The 15,312-nt window shown below is 62.6% G+C and carries 16 protein-coding genes and 1 tRNA gene; 9 read left to right on the forward strand and 8 right to left on the reverse strand.

Going from position 1 to position 15,312, the window contains the following annotated elements; genetic code table 11:
• The first annotated feature begins 34 nt into the window (after nucleotides 1-34).
• The 5 genes from RXV88_RS10920 to RXV88_RS10940 all read left to right on the forward strand — a co-directional run bounded on the left by RXV88_RS10920 (nucleotide 35) and on the right by RXV88_RS10940 (nucleotide 4,799).
• The gene (locus tag RXV88_RS10920; RefSeq protein ID WP_316292940.1) at nucleotides 35-292 is read left to right on the forward strand and encodes an HGGxSTG domain-containing protein; all 258 of its coding nucleotides are present in this window, start codon (nucleotides 35-37) and stop codon (nucleotides 290-292) included.
• A gap of 1,096 nt (nucleotides 293-1,388) precedes the next feature.
• Nucleotides 1,389-2,879 carry a sensor histidine kinase gene (locus RXV88_RS10925; protein WP_316292765.1) on the forward strand — a complete coding sequence of 497 codons (1,491 nt, stop codon included), beginning with the start codon at nucleotides 1,389-1,391 and terminating at the stop codon, nucleotides 2,877-2,879.
• Entirely contained in the window at nucleotides 2,876-3,484 is a 609-nt protein-coding gene (locus tag RXV88_RS10930) for a response regulator transcription factor (RefSeq protein ID WP_316292767.1), read from the forward strand. The genes RXV88_RS10925 and RXV88_RS10930 overlap by 4 nt, the downstream gene beginning before the upstream one ends.
• Before the next feature lie 89 nt (nucleotides 3,485-3,573).
• The gene (locus RXV88_RS10935; RefSeq protein WP_316292768.1) at nucleotides 3,574-4,056 is read left to right on the forward strand and encodes a GlcG/HbpS family heme-binding protein; all 483 of its coding nucleotides are present in this window, start codon (nucleotides 3,574-3,576) and stop codon (nucleotides 4,054-4,056) included.
• Nucleotides 4,057-4,124: 68 nt separating this feature from the next.
• Entirely contained in the window at nucleotides 4,125-4,799 is a 675-nt protein-coding gene (locus tag RXV88_RS10940) for an ankyrin repeat domain-containing protein (protein ID WP_316292770.1), read from the forward strand.
• Between the two features lie 239 nt (nucleotides 4,800-5,038).
• Here the strand turns inward: RXV88_RS10940 and RXV88_RS10945 are convergent, their stop codons facing one another.
• The 5 genes from RXV88_RS10945 to RXV88_RS10965 all read right to left on the reverse strand — a co-directional run bounded on the left by RXV88_RS10945 (nucleotide 5,039) and on the right by RXV88_RS10965 (nucleotide 8,528).
• Nucleotides 5,039-5,509, reverse strand: a complete 471-nt coding sequence (locus RXV88_RS10945) for a nucleoside deaminase (protein WP_316292772.1) — start codon at nucleotides 5,507-5,509, stop codon at nucleotides 5,039-5,041.
• A 544-nt stretch (nucleotides 5,510-6,053) separates the two neighbouring features.
• Nucleotides 6,054-6,965 (reverse strand): alpha/beta hydrolase, encoded by a 912-nt coding sequence (locus RXV88_RS10950; RefSeq protein ID WP_316292774.1) that lies wholly within the window; start codon nucleotides 6,963-6,965, stop codon nucleotides 6,054-6,056.
• A gap of 83 nt (nucleotides 6,966-7,048) precedes the next feature.
• Nucleotides 7,049-7,540: a DUF4440 domain-containing protein gene (locus RXV88_RS10955; protein WP_316292776.1), complete on the reverse strand. Its 492-nt coding sequence runs from the start codon at nucleotides 7,538-7,540 to the stop codon at nucleotides 7,049-7,051.
• Nucleotides 7,541-8,089: 549 nt separating this feature from the next.
• Nucleotides 8,090-8,166: transfer RNA gene (locus RXV88_RS10960), tRNA-Arg, on the reverse strand.
• Between the two features lie 50 nt (nucleotides 8,167-8,216).
• Nucleotides 8,217-8,528, reverse strand: coding sequence for an ETC complex I subunit (locus RXV88_RS10965; RefSeq protein WP_316292778.1), 312 nt, complete (start codon nucleotides 8,526-8,528; stop codon nucleotides 8,217-8,219).
• A gap of 506 nt (nucleotides 8,529-9,034) precedes the next feature.
• Between RXV88_RS10965 and uvrB the strand changes: the two genes are divergently transcribed.
• From uvrB to RXV88_RS10980, 3 genes are all read left to right on the forward strand, one after another.
• On the forward strand, nucleotides 9,035-11,236 hold the full coding sequence (gene uvrB / locus RXV88_RS10970) for an excinuclease ABC subunit UvrB (RefSeq protein ID WP_316292780.1): 2,202 nt from the start codon (nucleotides 9,035-9,037) through the stop codon (nucleotides 11,234-11,236).
• 415 nt (nucleotides 11,237-11,651) lie between these two features.
• Nucleotides 11,652-12,437 (forward strand): DUF6782 family putative metallopeptidase, encoded by a 786-nt coding sequence (locus RXV88_RS10975; RefSeq protein ID WP_316292782.1) that lies wholly within the window; start codon nucleotides 11,652-11,654, stop codon nucleotides 12,435-12,437.
• A 43-nt stretch (nucleotides 12,438-12,480) separates the two neighbouring features.
• The gene (locus tag RXV88_RS10980) at nucleotides 12,481-12,882 is read left to right on the forward strand and encodes an excinuclease ABC subunit B (RefSeq protein WP_316292784.1); all 402 of its coding nucleotides are present in this window, start codon (nucleotides 12,481-12,483) and stop codon (nucleotides 12,880-12,882) included.
• A gap of 138 nt (nucleotides 12,883-13,020) precedes the next feature.
• Here the strand turns inward: RXV88_RS10980 and RXV88_RS10985 are convergent, their stop codons facing one another.
• Both RXV88_RS10985 and RXV88_RS10990 read right to left on the reverse strand, forming a co-directional pair.
• Nucleotides 13,021-13,569 carry a hemerythrin domain-containing protein gene (locus tag RXV88_RS10985; protein ID WP_316292786.1) on the reverse strand — a complete coding sequence of 183 codons (549 nt, stop codon included), beginning with the start codon at nucleotides 13,567-13,569 and terminating at the stop codon, nucleotides 13,021-13,023.
• A gap of 34 nt (nucleotides 13,570-13,603) precedes the next feature.
• The gene (locus RXV88_RS10990; protein ID WP_316292788.1) at nucleotides 13,604-14,011 is read right to left on the reverse strand and encodes a universal stress protein; all 408 of its coding nucleotides are present in this window, start codon (nucleotides 14,009-14,011) and stop codon (nucleotides 13,604-13,606) included.
• A gap of 211 nt (nucleotides 14,012-14,222) precedes the next feature.
• Here RXV88_RS10990 and RXV88_RS10995 point away from each other — a divergent pair, with 211 nt between their 5' ends.
• Nucleotides 14,223-14,915: a response regulator transcription factor gene (locus tag RXV88_RS10995; RefSeq protein WP_316292789.1), complete on the forward strand. Its 693-nt coding sequence runs from the start codon at nucleotides 14,223-14,225 to the stop codon at nucleotides 14,913-14,915.
• 17 nt (nucleotides 14,916-14,932) lie between these two features.
• Here the strand turns inward: RXV88_RS10995 and RXV88_RS11000 are convergent, their stop codons facing one another.
• Nucleotides 14,933-15,256: an antibiotic biosynthesis monooxygenase family protein gene (locus RXV88_RS11000; RefSeq protein ID WP_316292790.1), complete on the reverse strand. Its 324-nt coding sequence runs from the start codon at nucleotides 15,254-15,256 to the stop codon at nucleotides 14,933-14,935.
• Between the last annotated feature and the right edge of the window lie 56 nt (nucleotides 15,257-15,312).

The raw sequence follows: 15,312 nt of genomic DNA on the forward strand, positions 1-15,312 counted from the left end.
GAGATCAGACATATCACCGCTCTGTTTTCGCGCGGTGAATCATGCCCTTCCGCTGAAATCAATAGGTCCTGAGCCTAAGGCATCCACGTACCGCCAAGAATGCGGCGCCAAGACCCGCAATGGAAATCCTTGTCGGTTGCTTCCCGAGCCTGGGAAACAGCGGTGCAAGTTCCACGGCGGCAAGTCGACTGGTCCAACAACCGAAGAGGGCAAAGCGCGGATTGCGGAGGCACAGAGAAAGCGATGGGCGCGCGCGAGGGCGGCGAAAGCCAACGCGGTCCGTTTAACTTAACCGCCGATCAGGGATACATCGACCGCAACTGCGCGTCTCATTATGACGTCCCCAATCACTTCGCCCTGCGATCCTGATCAGGACCGACCTCGCACCGTGGATGAGGTGCCGGACAGATTTAGGGGTTTGAGCAACGGAGATGCGGTCATCGGGCCGAGTCGCCACCATTAAACCGTGGGATCAAACACCTAGGCATGTCGCTCGGCTTGTTCCTGTATGGTCGCTGCAATCCATCAGCATTCAGGGTAGCCGTGCTTGTCATCATATCTTGCTCCGGCACTGAGCTTCTGCTCCCGTAACATGCTGGCGGAGAGTCCAATGTCAGCTGCCAAAATTGCACCGCGCTGATCTTGAAATATTAATAAATCCGTGTGTTCAGGCAGACTCACGAAGGCGAAATATCCGGGCGAACTCTGCGAACAGAAAGCAGGCGTCATAGGAACAACCGGTCTGATGGACTGTTCGAAGCTAGGCCGAAGATCAAGTTCGTCTCGCTGGAGCGAGCACGAATGACCGATCTTAAGGTCCGCTTACCGCATTTCTACCCAGATGCCGCGCGACCGCAGAGAATGTCCGGTGTCCGCCCATCTCGTAGGATGCCGCGGCAATGAGTTACGGCTGGATTGGGCTCTTCCGAGACATCTGAGACCTTCTGTCAGATGTCAGCAAAACAGCGTTCAGAAGCCATTCGAGACGACGGGATGGCGCGGCGACATCCGCTTTGATGCCTCAACGACCGCTTCTATAGACAGCCGACCTTGGCCTGAGCAGGGTCTGCGTCCGCGTTGCGGACCTTCCTGCCGTTCGGCTTGATCGCGAAGGGGGTGGAAGCGGCCCAGACCGGTCACTCGACCGTCGTCCTGAATGCTGCGTCCGCATCCCGCATTGCTGACTTTCGCTGCGGGAGCCAAATCCCGATCATGCTGCCGTCACTTCGACCGGTCTCTGTAGTCCTACGGATTTCAAACCTGTGCCAAAAGGATATGCTGGTGCGACGTCATGATGCGCCAACCGCATCGCTCGCACCGGGATCGGATACTTGGCAGAGGCAAAGCAACCCGTCAGAGACCTTTTGCGCCACTCCCTGGCTAAAGCGGTGGCTTGGCTTCTGCTGTCTGGACTTGCGCTTGCGGCACTAGCAGGGGGCGAGCGCAGCGCGCGGCTGACCGAGCTTACAGCAGAGAGCGAGCGCCTTCACGCGGTCGCCTCGCAACGCGTTGACCAGCACGATGCGCACCTGACCGCCCTCTCGGCCATCGCGGTGGCCGGAGCGGAGCAGCGTCCGGACCTTTTTCGCGAGGTCGCGGGCGCGATAATGCGCTTCTACCCCAGGATCATCGGCATCTCTCTCGTCCCGCTCGACGGCGAAGACGGGGTACTGGAGATCGGTGTCCGAGAGGCCGATCTTCGAGAGTTGATCCGCTCGGCGGCCCAACGCTCGACCGGTGCCCCGGTTCTGGTGCGGTATCCCTCTGACCGCCCGGCCTATCTGATTGTCAAACGCAGCCCCAACACCGACGCGGCGCGCTTCGGACTCGCCCTGATCATCGACGCCTCGGCCTTGCTTGACGGGGATTCGGCCTATTGGATGCAAGCCGAGGCAACGCGGCGGCTGGCGCTTCCAGACGGCACTTTACTGGTCGGTGTCACTGGGAACGGGCACACGCCGCAGTTCGCCAGCGCGCTTTCGAGTGGCACTCAGCCGCTTGAGTTGAAGACCGCGATCCGCTTGACGGTATCGGACATCCTGCCGCCGGGCCGGGTGGCGCTCGTCCTTGCCGTGATCGCATTGAGCGCCATGGCGCTTCGTACACTGGGGCGGCAACGTTCCAAGGCCCGCGCCGCGGAAGCGCGGGCCGAATTGAGCGGTCTCGAGACCCGTCTCAGCCATGCGTCCCGGGTGAACGCGCTAGGCGAGATGGCAAGCGGCATGGCGCATGAACTGACCCAGCCTCTGACGGCGATCCTTGCGCAGGCGCAGGCGGCCCGGCACCTGGCCGCACGGGGCGACATGGACCGCGTCGCGAGGATCCTCGAGGAGGTTATTGGACAGACGCGCCGCGCCTCCGCGATCCTGGAGCGTCTGCGGACGTGGACGCAGCCGCGGGACCGTAAAGCCGAGCAGATCGATCTGAGAGAGTGCATTCGTGTGGCTGAAACCCTGCTCTCGGCACAAGCTGCCGAGCTTGACGCCCGTCTTACTCTGACGATGCCTTCGACGCCTGTGACGGTGGAAGGCGATCGTGTGGAACTGGAACAGGTGCTGTTCAACCTGATGCGAAACGCTCTTGATGCGGTCGTGGAGAGCACGGGGGCACGGGAGGTTGCCGTTGACGCGACGCGCGACGGCGAGATGGTAGTGATCGACGTCAGCGACACTGGTCCCGGCATTCGGCCGGACGTGCAGGATCAGTTGTTCACGCCTTTCTTCACGACCCGGGAAAGTGGAACGGGCCTTGGCCTCGCACTGAGCCTTCGCCTTGTCGAGCGGGCCGGCGGCGATCTGACGGTAGTCGAGGCCCGCGAGGGCGCTCGGTTCAGGATCAGCTTGCCGCTGGCTCGCACCGCCCGGGAGGCCGCGGAATGAACGCACCGGTTTATCTCGTCGACGATGACGCGGCGGTCCGGGATGCGCTCTCGCTGCTTCTGTCGACGGTGGGCATCGACGTCAGGGCTTTTCCAGGCCCCGAGGATTTCCTGTCTGCGCTGCCGAAGCTGGTACCGGGATGTCTGATCCTTGATATACGGATGCCGGCGATCTCGGGGTTGAAGCTGCAGGAACGGCTGACCGCCCGTGGCGTCCGTTGGCCGACCGTGGTGATTTCGGGGCACGGCGATATCGAAGCCTGCCGCAAGGCGTTCCGCAACGGGGCCATCGACTTCCTGTCGAAACCGGTCGACGAACAGGATCTTATCGACGCCATCCAGAAAGGTCTGGCAGCGCTTGAACGCTCTGCCGAAGCCGATGCCGAGCGCCGGGAGACGATGGCGCTCTTGGACGGGCTTACGCCGCGCGAACGGGACGTGCTGTCGCTTGTCGCGCGTGGCTTTGCGACCCGCGACATCGCAGGCGCGCTGGATATTTCTCCCCGGACCGTGGAAAGCCATCGCGCGGCCATCGGAGCCAAACTGGGCACAACCTCGCCCGCCGAGATGACACGTCTCTGGATTGAAGCCGAGGGCGTTCCGTAGTTCTACGGAGGTGTCGGGCCAGCCTACGAATGGGGCAGGCGTTGGCGATGGTGTAGTTGTCTCCCTGTCACCAGCAAAGGAGAGCCGACATGCTCAGAACAACCGCCCTTCTCGCCGCCCTCGCCGCTCCCGTGGCCGTCGTGGCGCAGGACCTGCCGACCAGCCCCTATCTTCCGCTCGCTATGGCGAGTGACGCCGCAAATGCGGCCCTCGAAGCTTGCGCCGTTGAAGGCCACAACGTCAGCGTGGCAATCGTCGCTCGCGACGGAAATACCAAGGTGCTTTTGAAGGCGGACAATTCCGGTCCGCACACCGCGTCGAGCGCGACCGGCAAAGCCTTCACCTCGGCCGGTCTCGGTCGGGACACCGCCGGGCTTGCCGAATTCATCTCCGGCAACACAGAGAACAACGGCCTCCGCGACATGGACGCGCGTCTTGTGATCCAGGCTGGCGGCCTGCCGATCCGGATTGGCGGAGCGCTGGTGGGTGGCATCGGCGTCGGTGGTGCACCGTCGGGTGCGATCGATGCGAATTGCGCCCGTATCGGTCTCGACGCAATCGGCGCCGAGTAAACCAGACGGGGTCCGCGTCGCGTGCGCGCGGACCCTCAACCACGAAAACTCACAAGACAGGTAGACTTATGCGCAGCCTTCCCCTGATTGCCCTTCTCCTTGGACTTGCCGGCCCGCTCTCGGCGCAAACCGCTCCCTCGCCAGGCGAAGTCGCGGCCTATGATGGTCTCTTCCGTGCCGCCCATGAGGGCGATGTCGCCGGGATCGAACGACTGGTTACAGAAGGAGCTGACGTCAATGCCCGCGACTCCAGGGGCCGGACGCCGGTTCATGTCGCCGCATTCGCCTCCGAGATCGAGGCGCTGCGCGCCCTAGCCGAGGCCGGTGCCGACATGAACGCGCTCGAACACCGGGCCTACGACGTGGTGACGATCGCCGCGGTTGCGGACAACCCCGAACTGATGTCGCTCGCCATCGACCTGGGCAACGATCCGGGTCTCGTGACAAGTCCCTATCTCGGTACGGCTTTGATCGCCGCGGCCCATCTCGGCCATGCCGAGGTGGTGCAGCGTTTGATCGACGCAGGCGCACCTCTCGATCATATCAACAATCTGCACTGGACGGCCGTCATGGAGGCCGTAGTGCTGGGGGACGGCGGCCCTGATCACCAGGCCGTACTCGATGCGCTTCTGTCCGCTGGGGCCGACCGAACCCTTGCGGATCGCGATGGCGTCACGCCGCTTGAACACGCCGAGGCTCGTGGCTTCGCAGAAATGGCTGAACGTCTTCGCAGAGAAGACTGATAAACTCGCGCAAAAGAGGTGTCTCGAATTCTTTGAGGACTGTTGAATGAGGCCCTAACCTGCCACTTGCCTCAACGGCCGTCGCATCAACGCCGGTTCACCAGACCAGACAATCGTGCGCTGTGCAGCGTACCTAATGCGGAGATGACCGAGCCGCGGACAAAGTTGACGTATAACGATCCCAAACTCTGTCGAAGTTGTGCCGTGGTCATGCAAGCCTTAGGGCCAGAGCTGGCAGATCATTGTCGCCAGAAGTCAATATGCACAGCGATAAGCTCCTTTTCGATTTCGGGGAAGGGGCCGTGTATCTCGATCTTCTTCTGTCCGGAGGCGAGCACTTTGCGCGAAGGCAGATTCAGTGTCGGGTTCTCGGCATGGTCACCTGTGAGTTCAAGAAGCGTCGTCTCCTCGAAACCGTAGACCAGCCGCCCGATATTCGCCCAATAGAGGGTCCCGGCGCACATGGCACAGGGCTCCGCGGTCGTGACCAGCGTACAGCTCCAGAGAAAATCTGGCGAATAGGCAGCCGCTGCCCGTCGGGCGAGTTCGGCTTCTGCATGGTGGACAGTGTCGATATTGCCCTGGCGCATAAGGACCGTATCGTCGGGGCCGACAAGCACCGCACCAAAGGGGTGATGGCCATGTTCCGCTGCGCTCTTGGCAACGCCATTGGCCGCGCGAATGTGGGCAAGCATTTGATCTCGCGTCATGTCCAGCGATCTCTATACTACGGACGATAGGGCAGTTGAATTTCCCCATTTTAGGAAAGACGAATAGGGGAAACTCGTCATCGCAAGGTCGATATCACAGGTCGGTCGACTTCGCATTGTAAAAAGGATTGTGGTGCCGACATGCAGAGGTCCCGGCGCGCATAAGACTTGCCTCAAGATGGTCGGCAAAGGGTTCGAAGTGGTCATGCGGCGTCGCCGCGAGACGGGCATTTCAGTGCTGCAAGCAATCTCTGCTTCTAGCGCTTTCGTCGGATCGGGGCGCGAGTGCGGAGAACAGCCGCTTCCCGCCCTCAATGTAGATTGCTGCACAGCGCACTGAGGTCGGCTCCGGGCTCTTCTGAGACATCTGAGCAAAATGATCAGATGACCGCTGGACGGCGGTAAGCAGCCGTCAGGGCGGACAAATCCGCTGTGCCATGCCCGAACGACGGCTTCCACCGACACCAGAGGTTCGCCAAAATTAAGGCTTTGACCGGAGCGCGGAAAATGCTGCTGTACCCGGACGCTGTAATTTCGCCTTGCCTCAGAGATACCTTTTCAGAAATGCCGTCTGAACCTTTGATGCTTCGTCGAACAACTCGGATGGATGCCACAGTAGGCCGAAGTGTCCGCCCGCTATCTCGTACTTCTCCTTGGGTCCGGGGATCAAGTCATAGACGTGGCGCGTGACTTGGGGATTGGCATTGGGAATCTCGTCTTCGAAGGACAGCATCACTAAAGTCGGAATTTTCACATGGGCGCCGCAGTGGACAACGCTGTAAGGAATGTCGAGTTGCATAACGGAGCGCTGCACGTCGTTCTCCCACCCACTATTCAAGCGCGCACCGTGTTCGATAAACCATCGCCAAGCTGATAACTCGTCAAACTGGCAGGGCTGGCGCATCGGGTCTGGCATGACCACGGGAGTGCGCACGGTTGTCTCTCGGGGCCATCCCAAGATGTCGTTAGATTCAAGAAGTGCGGCGTAGGCTGCGAACGCCGAGCCATCTGTATCGGGTGGCGGAACTTCTTTGCCGCAGCCGGGTATCTGCGCTACGACAACTGCTGGCCGGTCATCGACCGCGGCAACGAGTAGCGAAATATTGGCCGACAGGCTGTCACCCCAAATGGCGATACGTCGCTTGTCGATACCCCGTCTTTCCGACAGTGCTGTCAGCGCGTCGCGGTATCCCTTGGCTTGAAGGAAGTGGTTGATTTCACGACGAGGTTCACCGTCGCTCGCGCCGAATCCTCGGTGGTCGTAGACAAGAGCGGCAAAGCCGGCCTCGGCGAAAACCTCCGCATACTTGTCTATGGTCATGGTCCGGGTCGCCGTGAACCCATGAGTCATGATCACCGCTGGCAAGTCACCGTCAACTCCCTGCGGCAGGTACAACCAGCCGCGAAGCTTTGCTCCAAGAGACCGAAATTCGAAATCCTCGCGCACGTAGCTCATGGTGGCCGCCCCCCTGCCAATGTCTACAAACCTCGCTCAGCATGACTGAAATCGTGCTCTACAGAATGTCTCGTCCCGTGGTTTCATTGGTGAAAGACCGAGGAGAGGATTGTCCATTTGTCTTTTGAACATCTTATGACATAGGTCTGGTGCCAGGCACGGATAATCGAGGCATCCTCGCGTAACATCTGCCAGTGGCAGGTGAGCCGCACGGCGGCATTGCCCAAACTGGCCACCTCCACCTCGCTGAAGGCAAAAGCGGTCATGCCTATATCTTGATAGCTCCCGATGACGGTGGAAAAGAAATCGAACGCCTCTGCACCGGTCGCGAATGTCATGACCTGACCGTCGCCGCGTACTGTCAGGCATGGAGAATGGTAGAAGTCTGCGATACGCGCAGCATCAAAAGCCTCAAACGCAGATACATACGCATTGAGAAAAGCTTCGGCCTTTGTCGAAATAAGAGACATGGACGCGACCCGCCTTAAATTCGCTTCGAAGCTATTTGGCTTTCGGGCGAAAGTCACTCTTTTTAAAAGACTACTATGCTCCCGTCGGCCGACCTGATGATCCATGCAAACGCATATTCGACATCAAATTCTCGTTCATGCCGCTTTAGGTCGTCGTAGTTCTGTTCCAGGGTAAGGCCCCGCGGCCAATCATTATCGAACAAGCCATAGAGGACGTCTTCCGACTCCACGACGCCCCGATAGTCCTCTTCGACGTCCTTCGGTGACAAGACGTGCAGATTGAACGATCCCAGTTTTGCCGCTTTGGGCGGCGGTCTGCCTTCAAAATCTGGATGTGGATTCATGACGCAGCGGTCTTCTGAAGCTAGCTCTCTCTGAGACACTATCACGCCTGCGCGTCGCAGCCACAAGCGCTGGTGTCATTGTGGGTTCGACGCGGGTTGGGGATCGGGAGGTCTCGGCCTCAGTCTAGGACGACAGGTCAATTTCATCTGCCGCATCGCAGCGTACACGGCAATCGCCGGCGGTAGCTTTTATGCCGACGTGCTCACCATCGTTAAGGAGGCAAAAAGCAGATTTCGCCCAAACGCACAAAAAAACGCACAAGGTTTGTCCCTGCTCCGCCGAAATATCCCGATAAGCCCCTGATAATATTGGCGATCCCGCGAGGACTCGAACCCCGAACCTGCTGATTAGAAGTCAGCTGCTCTATCCAGTTGAGCTACGGGACCGCTTGGGTGTCGTTTTGGGGGACGCCCGCCGATTTGGCAAGCCGGAGGCGTCAGTGCGTCCACGCCCCGCGACGGTCGACGGCAAAGTTTTCGGCATAGCCGCGGGGGCGGATGTTGAGCTTGCGCTCGTTCGGTTCGAACACCTGCGCGTCGATGCCGTGGTCGCGGGCGTATTCCAGCGCCGCCTCTTTGCTGTCGAAGGTCATGCGGACCTGCGCCTGGGTGTCCGAGGACGAGGTCCAGCCCATCAGCGGATCGACACTGCGCGGGCTTTCGGGTGCGAAATCCAGCACCCAGTGCTTGGTCTTGCCCCGGCCCGAGGACATGGCGGTCTTGGCGGGCTGATAAATCCGTGCGCGCATGAAACACCTCTTTTCGACAGCCGGTTTATCCGGGATTTCGCGCCGCGACGCAAGCCGCCATCGGGCGCGAGATGTCGCAGCGGCGGGCGGTTTTGCGATGGCAAGGACCGCAAGCAGCGTTTGACCGGTTTCCGAACCGCGGGGAGCGAGGGGTGGGTGTGTGCGATCCGGGCACCGGCCAAACCTGCTGCTTGCTGTGTTAGCGTACAAACACGTCCTTTGACGGAGCAACTTTTTTCTGACCGAAGCCTGGTCGCGGCCGGACCTGCAATTTCCGATATTCAGGACTAAGCTTATGACAATCATGAGTATTGTCCGCCCTGCGACAAATGCGACTGTCAGAAAAATGTGACATCTCAAATGCGGGTTTCTGACAGGTCGCGCGTGCTGCGGTTTTCAATGCGTCCAGTAATCTGTCTTATTTCCATGACAGATTCCGGCAACGCGACACCTTGAATCGCGGGCCGGTTCGCGCCACCTTCTGGTGTTCACAAACAAGGTGCGCCATGTCCTATGTCCATTCCGATTCCCTGCCTTCGGAGCTGAACGCCCCCGCCGCCCCGGTGCGCGAGCGCGAGAAGCTGGAGGGCGGCATCCGCTTTCGCATGGCGACGGAATTCAAGCCCGCTGGCGACCAGCCCACCGCCATCAAGGAACTGAGCGCCGGCGTGCTGGACGGCGAGCGCGATCAGGTGCTTTTGGGTGCGACGGGCACGGGCAAGACCTTTACCATGGCCAAGGTGATCGAGGAAACCCAGCGCCCGGCGATCATCCTGGCGCCCAACAAGACGCTGGCGGCGCAATTGTACGGCGAATTCAAGGGCTTCTTCCCGGACAACGCGGTCGAATATTTCGTCAGCTATTACGATTACTACCAGCCCGAGGCCTATGTGCCGCGCTCCGACACCTATATCGAGAAGGAATCCCAGATCAACGAACAGATCGACCGGATGCGCCACTCGGCCACCCGGGCGCTGCTGGAGCGCGACGACGTGATCATCGTGGCCTCGGTGTCGTGCATCTATGGCATCGGGTCGGTCGAGACCTACGGCGCGATGACCCAGGATCTGATCGCCGGGAACGAGTACGACCAGCGCAAGATCATGGCCGATCTGGTGGCCCAGCAATACCGCCGCAACGATCAGGCGTTCCAGCGCGGGTCGTTCCGGGTGCGGGGCGATTCGCTCGAGATCTTTCCCGCCCACCTCGAGGATCGCGCCTGGAAGCTGTCGTTCTTCGGCGAAGAGCTGGAGAGCATCACCGAATTCGATCCGCTGACCGGCGAGAAGACCGGCAGTTTCGACCGCATCCGCATCTATGCCAATTCGCACTACGTGACGCCGAAACCGACGATGCAGCAGGCTGTCATCGCCATCAAGAAAGAGCTGCGCCAGCGGCTCGACCAGCTGGTGGGCGAAGGCAAGCTGCTGGAGGCGCAGCGGCTGGAGCAGCGCACCAATTTCGACATCGAGATGCTGGAGGCGACGGGCGTCTGCAACGGGATCGAGAATTACTCGCGCTACCTGACGGGCCGCGCGCCGGGCGAGCCGCCACCCACGCTTTTTGAATTCATCCCCGACAATGCGATCGTCTTTGCGGATGAGTCCCACGTTTCGGTCCCGCAGATCGGCGGCATGTACAAAGGCGACTACCGGCGCAAGTTCACCCTGGCCGAGCATGGCTTCCGCCTGCCGTCGTGCATGGACAACCGGCCGCTCAAGTTCGAGGAATGGGATGCGATGCGGCCCCAATCGGTCTTCGTCTCGGCCACCCCGGCGGCGTGGGAGATGGAGCAGACCGGCGGCGTCTTCACCGAACAGGTGATCCGCCCCACCGGCCTGCTGGATCCGGAGGTCGAGATCAGGCCGGTCGAGATGCAGGTCGATGACCTGTTGGACGAGGTGCGGAAAGTGGCGGCGCAGGGGTATCGCACGCTCTGCACCACGCTGACCAAGCGGATGGCCGAGGATCTGACCGAATACCTGCACGAGCAGGGCATCAAGGTGCGCTACATGCATTCGGATATCGACACGATCGAGCGGATCGAGATCTTGCGCGACCTGCGGCTGGGGGCCTTCGACGTGCTGGTGGGGATCAACCTGCTGCGCGAGGGGCTGGATATCCCGGAATGCGGGCTGGTCGCCATTCTGGACGCGGACAAAGAGGGTTTCCTGCGTTCGGAAACCTCGCTGATCCAGACCATCGGGCGGGCGGCGCGAAACGTCGACGGGCGCGTGATCATGTATGCCGACCGGATCACCGGGTCGATGGAACGGGCGCTGGCCGAAACCAACCGCCGCCGGGAAAAGCAGGTCGCCTATAACGAGGCGCACGGCATCACGCCCGCGACCGTCAAGAAGAACGTCGAGGATATCCTCGCCGGGCTCTACAAGGGCGACGTGGACATGAACCGGGTGACCGCCAAGGTCGACAAGCCGATGGCCGGGGCGAACCTGCAGGCGGTGCTGGACGGGCTGCGCACCGACATGCGCAAGGCCGCCGAGAACCTCGAGTTCGAAGAGGCCGCCCGGCTGCGCGACGAGGTCAAGCGGCTGGAGGCGGTCGACCTGGCCGTCCACGACGACCCCCTCGCCCGCCAGTCCGCGGTCGAGGCCGCGTCCGAGGCGGCGGTCAAGTCCAAGGGCCGCTCGACCGCCGGACGCCCCGGGCAGCGCGGGGGGAATGTGCAGCGGCGCAAGAAGCGGTAAGCGTCGCCGTAGGGTGCGCATTCATGCGCACCGCCGGTTCCGGGGCGGTGCGCATGAATGCGCACCCTACCGCAGGTCCATAGAACGGCAGAGTCGACGCCGTTGGCTCCTGCGATCCCACCCAACGCCAGACACAAGCCGCGAGCCGCGCCTGCCCGTGGGGTGGCGCTGCACCATTCGGTCTGTGCGCTTTATCCCAGCCCAGTCATTGCTCCGAATGAGCGGTGCGATCACGTTACCAAAGCGCCAGCCCGCAGGGACGGGCAGGCGCTGGTCGCGGCGAGCTTCGCCCTTGATTCCGCGACATTGATGCGGAGAATGAATTTGTGTCCGACAGCGTCGCCTTATTCCGCGGATGGCTCGGACAACCCACACAGGTCTTTACATGCGCGGTCCTGCGCGGGAGAGTTCGGGCATGTTGCGGGCCTTTTGTATTCCGACCTTCCTCGCCCTCGCGCTGGCGCTGACGCCCCGGGGCGCGGCGGCGCAGGAGCGGATATGCGGCAGCGCGCCCTTCGACGCGGCGCCTGAGGCGGTCGGGGCGCTGATCGCGCAGCTCGAACCGGTGACCGAGGCCTTCGACAGCCTGCGCAGAGCGCTCGACACGCCCGGACTGGAGCTTTGCCTTGTCCGGCCGCTCTTTGACGCGCGCGGCTTTCTGGAGCCCGAGGCGACGCGGATCGTGATCGACGCCGATCTGGCGCCGGGGCTGCGGCTGGCGGTTCTGGTGCACGAACTGCGGCATCTGCAACAGGTAAGCGTGGGCGTCTGCCCCGGCCCGGACCTGGCGATGCGCGCCTATGCCGACGCGGTCTTCGCGATGGAGGCCGACGCCAGCGTCACCGCGCTGGTGGTGGCCTGGGACCTGCGCGAAAAGGGCCAGGCCGCCATGTGGCGGGCGCTGGAGACCTGGCCGATGCAGGAAGACATCGCCGAAAGCTTTGCCGCCGGGATGGCGCGGGGCGACGACCCCGCCGCGGCGGCCTCGGCGGCCTTCGATCAATGGTACCAGCGGCCCGACCGGGTGGCGGCCTATGACCGCGCCGCCTGCTGGGATTATCTCGAGGCGCAGGATCGCGGCCACCTTCTGCCCAGCTACGGCGCGCTCGATCCGGCCTATTACGACCGGCTTTGCCGGCTGCCGGACGGAGCGTCCTACGACTGCGCCGATCCGCGCGGCGACGGGGCGGCTGCGAATTGATCCATGTTATGGACGGCGGCGGCAGGTGCGTTAGGGTCGGGGCATGACAGCCCCGCTCCGCATCGCTCTTTCTGCCGTCTGCCTGCTGCTCGCCGCCTGCGCGACGCCCCGGCAGCAATGCGAAAACGACGCCACCGCGCCCTACCGCGCGGCGCTGGCGGAACAGGCGCGCAATGCCGATGACCTCGCACGCGGTTATACGTACGAGACGAACTATGAACATGTGACCCGCTTTGTCACCTGCCGCAGCCGCGACGGCACGTTCTACCCCTGCTGGACCAGCGGCACGATCCCGGTCACCCGCAAGGTGCCGATCGACCGCGCGGCGCTGGAGGCGCGTCAGGCCGAGGTGGCGCGCCGCCTGCCCAAGCTGCGGCTGACGGCGCAGCTGGAACGCGCCCAGTGCCGGGCGCTGTTCCCGGACGACCCCGAAGAGGCGGGCTGATCAGATCAGCGGCACGAAGGGAACGCCGCAGCCCGCGAGGGCGGTCAGCACCAGCGCAAGAGCGAATATCCGCATGACGGCTCTCCTTTTTCTGTTCGGACCCGTGTAGCAGCGCGCAGAGGCGGCGCGCAACCGCGACTATCCCAGCCGGTCGGGGCCGTGCTTGAGGATGACGGGCACGATCAGCTCTTCCTCGTCGATCAGGTGCCGGTCGAGGAACCGGTTGAAGCCCGTCAGTTCCTCGCGCAGGACGCCGGCCTCGACCTTGCCCTGCAAGAGGCCATTGGCCGTCTTGGTGAAGCGCTCCAGCACGTCGTCGAGCGCATGGTGGTCGTGATCCAGAATCTCGAAGCCGCGGGCCAGCCGCGTCTCCATCCCCGACAGGACGGGGAAGTAATGCATATCCTCGATCTGGTGATGGCCGTGCAGCTGGTTGACCAGCATTCCGCCATAGCGCGCCAGCCGGGCCTGATGCGACGGCGCATCGAGCTTGCGGTCCACGGCCGCCTCGGCATCCGCTTGCAGCGCCTCCATCAGGCGGCGGAACATCATGTGACGGTCGAGCCAGAACTGGACCAGACCGGCGAAATGCGGGTGCGTGTCCCACATCTCGCGCGGGAAATCGGCCAGGAGGACGCGCAACGCGTCGGGCAGGCCGGTGCGGGTGTCGAGCGAAAGATCGGTCATACCCGGCAGATGGCACAGCCGGCGCGGATGTCAATCACCTGATCACATGCACCGCGCAGCGGGCGTGGCGCACCACGCTGGTCGCGGTCGATCCCAGCAGCAGATCCTGCATTCCCGGCCGGTGCGAGGCGATGACGATCAGGTCGTTCTTGTTGTCCTCGGCATAGTCGAGGATCGTGCGCGCGGAATGGCCGCTGACGACCTTGCCCTGGGCCCCCCGTATCCTGGCGGCGAGCTTGTCCAGCTCGGCGGCGATCGCGGCACGGGATTTCTCGATGTAATCGGCCGGAAGATAGCTGACCGCGTATCCCGGCGCCTGTTCCATCACATGCAGCAGAGTGATCCGCCCATCGTCGTCGCACAGCACCTTTGCGACCTCCATCGCCTGGTCGGCCTGGCGGTTCTCATCGAACGAGATCGGCACTAGGATTGATTTGTACATGGCACTCTCCTTTCCCCTTTTGCGGAGATGGTGGCGCGGGTTTGACCGGCCGTCCTTGATCCACGTCAGCCAAGGCGAAAGCTGTGCGCAGTTTCTCATTTTTGCCGCAATTTAACCTTAACCCTGAGTTGCACATTCGGAGAATCCGTTGACCTCCGAGTTGCGACAGACCGCATGAGGTCCGGCCATGATACAAAGGGAAAGCTGCACCATGCGTATTACGATTGCCGAAACAAACTGGACAACGATCACCCTGTCGCACCGGCTTATCCAGACCGGGCAGCCCGTGACCCGGTGCGAAAGCGCCGAGGAGGCCGAGGAATACGCGCGGATGGGGCAGCAGGACGTCATCGTCGCCGATGCGGGCCTGAACGCCGAGACGCGCGCGGGGCTTTACGCGGCGGCGGGCGCGACGCCGGTCTGCCTGCTGAGCGCGGATGGCGACGCCGCCCGGACCGCGGCGCTGCTTGGCGAAGGGGCGGCGGATGTGATCGACGCCAGCGCGCCCGATGAACTGATCACCGCAAAGCTGCTGAGCGTGGCGCGCCGGGCGCTTGGCGCGGCGCAGCCCCGGATCGAACGCGGGCCGCTTTCTGTCGACGTGATGCGCCGCCGCGCCTATCTGAACGACCATCCCATGGCGCTGCCGCCGAAACTGTACGAGACGCTGGAACATCTTGCGCTGCGTCCGGACAGCGTGGTGTCGAAAGCGCAGCTATTGTCGCATGTCTATGCCCAGGAGGACGAGCCCTCGGAGCGGGTCTTCGACGTCTACATCTGCAAGCTGCGCTCGGCGCTGGCGACCGCCGACGGCGGGGTGGGCATCGTCACCGCGCGCACCCGGGGCTATCTGCTCTGCCATGGCGAGGGACATCTCCACGACACCGCGCCCGCCTTTGCCTGACGCCCGCGTCGTGGCGGTCAGCCGAAGGTGGCCGCCACGTCGTAGAGCACCGGTTCGAAACTGCGGCAGAGCGCGCTGAGCTGGCGGTTGCGTTCGCGCATCTCGTCGCTGCGCAGCATCGCCTGAAAATCGTCGCGGCGCTGCCATTGCGAGTAATTGGCGATGCGCGTCTGCGCGTCGTTCACATGCAGCCCGGCGGCGATAAAGCCGGGCTGTTTCGAGATGAACTGGTCATAGGCCTCGGTCAGGGCGTCGAGCAGATCCTGACAATCGCCGGGGCTGGTCTCGAACGTCGTGATCACGGTCTGGACCGTGCTGGGGTAGCGGATTGTCGTGGTCATGGCTGTCTCCCTGAACGTCCAGTGTGACAGAGTCGGCCCGGTTGGCCCAACGGTGT

It is taken from the genome of Aestuariicoccus sp. MJ-SS9 (assembly GCF_032586235.1).
Lineage (GTDB): Bacteria > Pseudomonadota > Alphaproteobacteria > Rhodobacterales > Rhodobacteraceae > Aestuariicoccus.

Coding starts and splice junctions, on each gene's coding strand:
- RXV88_RS10945 (WP_316292772.1), bottom strand. CDS start 5,509: ATGACGCGAGATCAAATGCTTGCCCACATTCGCGCGGCCAATGGCGTT.
- RXV88_RS10940 (WP_316292770.1), top strand. CDS start 4,125: ATGCGCAGCCTTCCCCTGATTGCCCTTCTCCTTGGACTTGCCGGCCCG.
- RXV88_RS10935 (WP_316292768.1), top strand. CDS start 3,574: ATGCTCAGAACAACCGCCCTTCTCGCCGCCCTCGCCGCTCCCGTGGCC.
- RXV88_RS10955 (WP_316292776.1), bottom strand. CDS start 7,540: ATGGATCATCAGGTCGGCCGACGGGAGCATAGTAGTCTTTTAAAAAGA.
- RXV88_RS10990 (WP_316292788.1), bottom strand. CDS start 14,011: ATGTACAAATCAATCCTAGTGCCGATCTCGTTCGATGAGAACCGCCAG.
- RXV88_RS10980 (WP_316292784.1), top strand. CDS start 12,481: ATGACAGCCCCGCTCCGCATCGCTCTTTCTGCCGTCTGCCTGCTGCTC.
- RXV88_RS10930 (WP_316292767.1), top strand. CDS start 2,876: ATGAACGCACCGGTTTATCTCGTCGACGATGACGCGGCGGTCCGGGAT.
- RXV88_RS11000 (WP_316292790.1), bottom strand. CDS start 15,256: ATGACCACGACAATCCGCTACCCCAGCACGGTCCAGACCGTGATCACG.
- RXV88_RS10995 (WP_316292789.1), top strand. CDS start 14,223: ATGCGTATTACGATTGCCGAAACAAACTGGACAACGATCACCCTGTCG.
- RXV88_RS10975 (WP_316292782.1), top strand. CDS start 11,652: ATGTTGCGGGCCTTTTGTATTCCGACCTTCCTCGCCCTCGCGCTGGCG.
- RXV88_RS10950 (WP_316292774.1), bottom strand. CDS start 6,965: ATGAGCTACGTGCGCGAGGATTTCGAATTTCGGTCTCTTGGAGCAAAG.
- RXV88_RS10985 (WP_316292786.1), bottom strand. CDS start 13,569: ATGACCGATCTTTCGCTCGACACCCGCACCGGCCTGCCCGACGCGTTG.
- uvrB (WP_316292780.1), top strand. CDS start 9,035: ATGTCCTATGTCCATTCCGATTCCCTGCCTTCGGAGCTGAACGCCCCC.
- RXV88_RS10965 (WP_316292778.1), bottom strand. CDS start 8,528: ATGCGCGCACGGATTTATCAGCCCGCCAAGACCGCCATGTCCTCGGGC.